The organism is Bacillus cereus group sp. BfR-BA-01355 (genome assembly GCF_022663675.1).
GTDB classification, from domain to species: domain Bacteria; phylum Bacillota; class Bacilli; order Bacillales; family Bacillaceae_G; genus Bacillus_A; species Bacillus_A thuringiensis_S.
The window spans coordinates 1-4,091 of sequence record NZ_JAKUFY010000211.1; the positions used below are offsets into that span (position 1 = coordinate 1).

Consider the following 4,091-nt stretch of genomic DNA (forward strand, 5'->3'; position numbering starts at 1 on the left):
CCGTTCAAATAACGTAGAACGATTTGTATTTTTTCATCAGCTGTAAATTTAGCCATAGAAAAACTGCACCTCCAATTGTTAGACTGTGTCTAACAATTGGGGTGCAGTTCAAAAAGAATTGCTCTTTTTGTGCTTATAAGTTGTGAATATTGAAAAAGATATGTTAATTTTTCATTATGAAGAGAAAAAAGGAGTGATTTTCATGAATGAGATGATACATAAGATGGAGCAACATGTTTCAGTTCGTAAATATAAAGAAGAATCAATTCCGAAAGATGTAGTAGAAAAGATGGTGCACGCTGCACAACATGCAGCTTCATCACATTTTGTACAGGCGTATTCTGTTATATATGTAACAGATCAGGAATTAAAAGCTAAACTAGCAGAGCTATCCGGAAATCGCCATGTGAAAGACTGTGCAGCATTTTTTATTTGTTGTGCAGATTTAAAACGACTTGAAATTGCATGTGAAAAACATGGTACAGAGATAAAGCATGAGGGAGTAGAAGACTTTATCGTTGCGACGGTAGATGCATCACTTTTTGCGCAAAACTTAGCACTAGCGGCAGAGTCATTAGGCTACGGTATTTGTTATATTGGTGGTATTCGTAATAATCCGAGAGAAGTGAGCGAATTGCTTCATTTACCGGATAAAGTATATCCTGTATTCGGAATGACAGTCGGTGTACCAGATGAAGAACATGGAGTTAAACCACGTTTACCAGTAGCAGCAGTTCTTCATGAAAATGGATATAATGAACAGAAATATGATGAATTACTAAATGAATATGATGAAACGATGAGCGCGTATTACAAAGAAAGATCATCAAATCAAAAAAACGTAACGTGGGCGGAATCAATGAGTTCATTTATGTCCAAAGAAAAAAGAATGCATATGAAAGAGTTTTTAAGTGAAAAAGGTTTAAATAAGAAGTGAGTAAAGAGGCAAACCTGTGATGTGGGTTTGCCTTTTTTGGAAGGAGAAATACCTAAGGCCAGAAAGTTCTTTATTCTTTCTGAACTTAGGTATTTTGTTTGTTATCATATACATAGAAATAAAAATTAATAATTTTTTACAAAAGTGATAGAAAAAGAGAATGAAATGCCAATAGTAAGTAAAAGCAGCTGCTAAAGGGGAACTGAGGAAGGAAGATGCTTATGATTTTCAATTCTGAAGAGGATTTAATTATAGCTATGAAAAAACATGATCAAGATGCTTTGAAAGAAGTGATTGATCAATATGGAAAATTAATTTTGTACATTATTCATAAATCATTAAGTACCCCTATTGAAAAACAATATGTGGATGATTGTTATAACGATGTATTTACTGTCATTTGGTTTAATATCGACCAATTTGATAATGTAAAAAGCGGCATAATAGCCGCTTTTTATCGTTATCACGTTTAAAAATATATCATGATATTTCATTCGAAACCTAATTCTTAATGCATAACCTAAAGCAACTTCTATAATAAATGCAAACTTTCAATAAGAAGATACATACCCGTACAACTTAAAAGGATATACGTAAATATTTTAAAAATCCGTTGATTAAGCCATTTGAAAATAATTTGACCTATAAACAAACCTAAAAATAAAATTGGAATGGCATAAAAACTTGATTCCCAAATGGTTTTGTTTGTGCCAGTAAAGAGTATTTGAGTTACTAGACTAATGAAATATATAAACAGATAAAAAGCTAATGTAGTTGCTCTTAACTTCTCTTTTTCAGTATCAGTTCCTGTAAAATAAAGTAACAGGGGAGGACCTGGCATACCGATACTTGTCGTTAAAAGACCAGATAATCCACCAACTATGAAATCTCTAGATTGTGTTGATCTAACCTTAACTTTGCATATTAGCAACAATGTTAATAGTAAGAGTAGGATGCTAACTGCTAATTTAAAAGTGTTTATGTTAACGGAAATGAAGATTAAAATACCAAAAGGTACACCAACTATACTTCCCAAAATAAACCTTTTCAGTAGAACAAAATCAACGTCCATTCTTATTTTCCAAATGAGTGAAATGGAGATAATTAAAGATAAAATAATGTTTATTTGTATAGCTTCTTGTGGTAAAAATAACATAAGTAAGAAAGGGGTTGCCATTATGGAAAAGCCAAAACCTGTACTTGCTTGCAGAATAGAAGCCACTAATATAATACATATGAAAATGAATGTGATACCCAAAACAGCCCTCCTCTTTAATCAAGTTTAACTAGTTGAAGTCTCTTATTTAAGTGCAAACTTTCACAAACTTATTTATATTTTAACATAAATATCTAGTTTTTTCTCAAATAGTGTTGCCATATAAGGATCATTAACTAAAAAATTAGACTGACATTTTTAAGCAATTTTATTATTGGGAAACAAATAATGAATGGGATTAAAATCTATTGATTATCATTAGATTATTCACTGAGATCCCCGCGATAAACAAGAAAAGCCATATAAAATTTACAAAAATACAGCATGTAGCTAATAAACTGCCAATTATTTGAGGAGAAAGAATTTCTAACAGCCCTCCTGTAAAAAACATAGATAACTGAATAAGAGATCCGTAAACGGAATAATGGAATGAAAAAACTTTACCCATCATATTTTCGTGTGTGTAAGTTTGAAGTAATGTCGTATCAAGTGGAACGAGGATTCCTCCTGCTATGCGCATACAGAATAAAGTAACGATACCGATAATGAGTTGATCGGATAGAATGAATCCGAGAAAGAAAATTCCTTGTAATAATTAGGCTCAACCGAATACTTTTTTCATTTTTTCTTTATTATGAGACATATAAAGATTAACGAGGAGGCTTCCAATCATAAGCCCAATGCCTTGAACTGTATATAAAATTCCAATGTTAGTGTGGAAAATTCTCTCGGCATAGATCGTTAGGAGTAGCTGATAAGCGCCTCCAATAATGCCCCATGAAATGCCGACAAGAATTAATGTTAAAATAATTTTTGTTTGTAATATGTATGTATAACGATCTTTTATATCAGTGAAAAATGTTTCTTATTCCATATTAAACGATATTTTGTTAGTTGAAATCGCAAATAAGAGGGATATAAATTCATACGAAAGTATGAAAAAAACAGCTCAAATATGAGCTGTTTTTCTATAGTTTTTAGTTCATTTGTCAAGGATAGGATATATTAATATCCGTATCCGCCGCCACCCCAACAGCTACATCCGATGATGATTAGAAGGATGAATAGTACGATAAGCAAAGCAAATCCACCGCCGAAACCAGCGCAACTTCCACCATAACTCATATGTTTTCCTCCTTTTTAGTAAGTTAATCTATATGGTTCATGGACTACTATATACAGTATGTTTTTTGTATAGAAAACGAGCCAGTCTCATTTATAATTAGACAAATGCCTGTAGATTCATTAGGATTGTATGTTAGTGATTTGTAAATGAACCTTTACGTGATTCGTAATTTAGGCATAAAAAAATAAAAAATTGTAAAAAAAACCATTTTTTTATTTTTTTATGAGAGAATATGTACTATAATTTTACAAGTAATATTATGGGAAAAGGGAGTTTTAGTATAGAGATGGAGATGGGACAATTACAAAATAAAATAGAAAACAAAAAGAAAGAGTTAATTCAACTTGTTGCGAGACACGGATTGGATCATGATAAAGTTTTGTTATTTAGCCGAGATTTAGATATACTAATTAATAAGTTTATGAATGGAAAAGACAAAGTGCATAAATAAAAAATTTATAGTTTTTTATATTAAGATGTTTCACGAGAAGGAGAGGACAGTAATTGGAACATTTACAGGAAGAATTGTATAAACAAATAAAAGAAGAAAAAGGTACAGTTACAATTTTCTTAAAGAGTGGCGTTAGAATAGTAGGAGAAGTTGTTGGAGTAGATAAATTTACAGTTTTAATATTAGTGGATGGAAAACAACAGCTTATTTATAAGCAGGCTATATCAACAATAATGAAATAAGACACTCTTGTTGAAGTGACCCCTGTCAAGTAGACAGTATTCAAAAAACACAACTAAGCAACCTGAGTTCTATATTTATATGGACTCAGGTTATTTAGTTTCTTTTGGAACCTTTGGTG

6 protein-coding genes and 1 pseudogene are annotated in these 4,091 nt (G+C 31.4%); 4 read left to right on the forward strand and 3 right to left on the reverse strand.

Annotated features, from left to right (window positions below; translation table 11 throughout):
- Positions 1 to 202: 202 nt before the first annotated feature.
- Together nfsA and MR167_RS30760 are read left to right on the forward strand one after the other, a co-directional pair.
- A complete protein-coding gene (nfsA, locus tag MR167_RS30755) occupies positions 203 to 937 on the forward strand; it encodes an oxygen-insensitive NADPH nitroreductase (RefSeq protein WP_242316189.1) in 735 nt (244 codons plus the stop codon).
- Between the two features lie 221 nt (positions 938 to 1,158).
- Positions 1,159 to 1,410 (forward strand): hypothetical protein, encoded by a 252-nt coding sequence (locus tag MR167_RS30760; protein WP_003300677.1) that lies wholly within the window; start codon positions 1,159 to 1,161, stop codon positions 1,408 to 1,410.
- 59 nt (positions 1,411 to 1,469) lie between these two features.
- On the opposite strand, the gene MR167_RS30765 is transcribed toward MR167_RS30760, so the two are convergent.
- The 3 genes and pseudogenes from MR167_RS30765 to MR167_RS30775 all read right to left on the reverse strand — a co-directional run bounded on the left by MR167_RS30765 (position 1,470) and on the right by MR167_RS30775 (position 3,278).
- Complete coding sequence (locus MR167_RS30765; protein WP_017762963.1) at positions 1,470 to 2,195, reverse strand: sulfite exporter TauE/SafE family protein; 726 nt, start codon at positions 2,193 to 2,195, stop codon at positions 1,470 to 1,472.
- Between the two features lie 196 nt (positions 2,196 to 2,391).
- Positions 2,392 to 3,018: pseudogene (locus tag MR167_RS30770) on the reverse strand (MFS transporter); the annotation flags it as partial.
- Positions 3,019 to 3,158: 140 nt separating this feature from the next.
- A complete protein-coding gene (locus MR167_RS30775; RefSeq protein ID WP_000120179.1) occupies positions 3,159 to 3,278 on the reverse strand; it encodes a YjcZ family sporulation protein in 120 nt (39 codons plus the stop codon).
- A 233-nt stretch (positions 3,279 to 3,511) separates the two neighbouring features.
- Here MR167_RS30775 and MR167_RS30780 point away from each other — a divergent pair, with 233 nt between their 5' ends.
- Together MR167_RS30780 and hfq are read left to right on the forward strand one after the other, a co-directional pair.
- A complete protein-coding gene (locus MR167_RS30780; protein ID WP_000291690.1) occupies positions 3,512 to 3,730 on the forward strand; it encodes an aspartyl-phosphate phosphatase Spo0E family protein in 219 nt (72 codons plus the stop codon).
- Positions 3,731 to 3,783: 53 nt separating this feature from the next.
- Positions 3,784 to 3,972, forward strand: a complete 189-nt coding sequence (gene hfq / locus MR167_RS30785; protein ID WP_000400665.1) for an RNA chaperone Hfq — start codon at positions 3,784 to 3,786, stop codon at positions 3,970 to 3,972.
- The last annotated feature ends 119 nt before the right edge of the window (positions 3,973 to 4,091 follow it).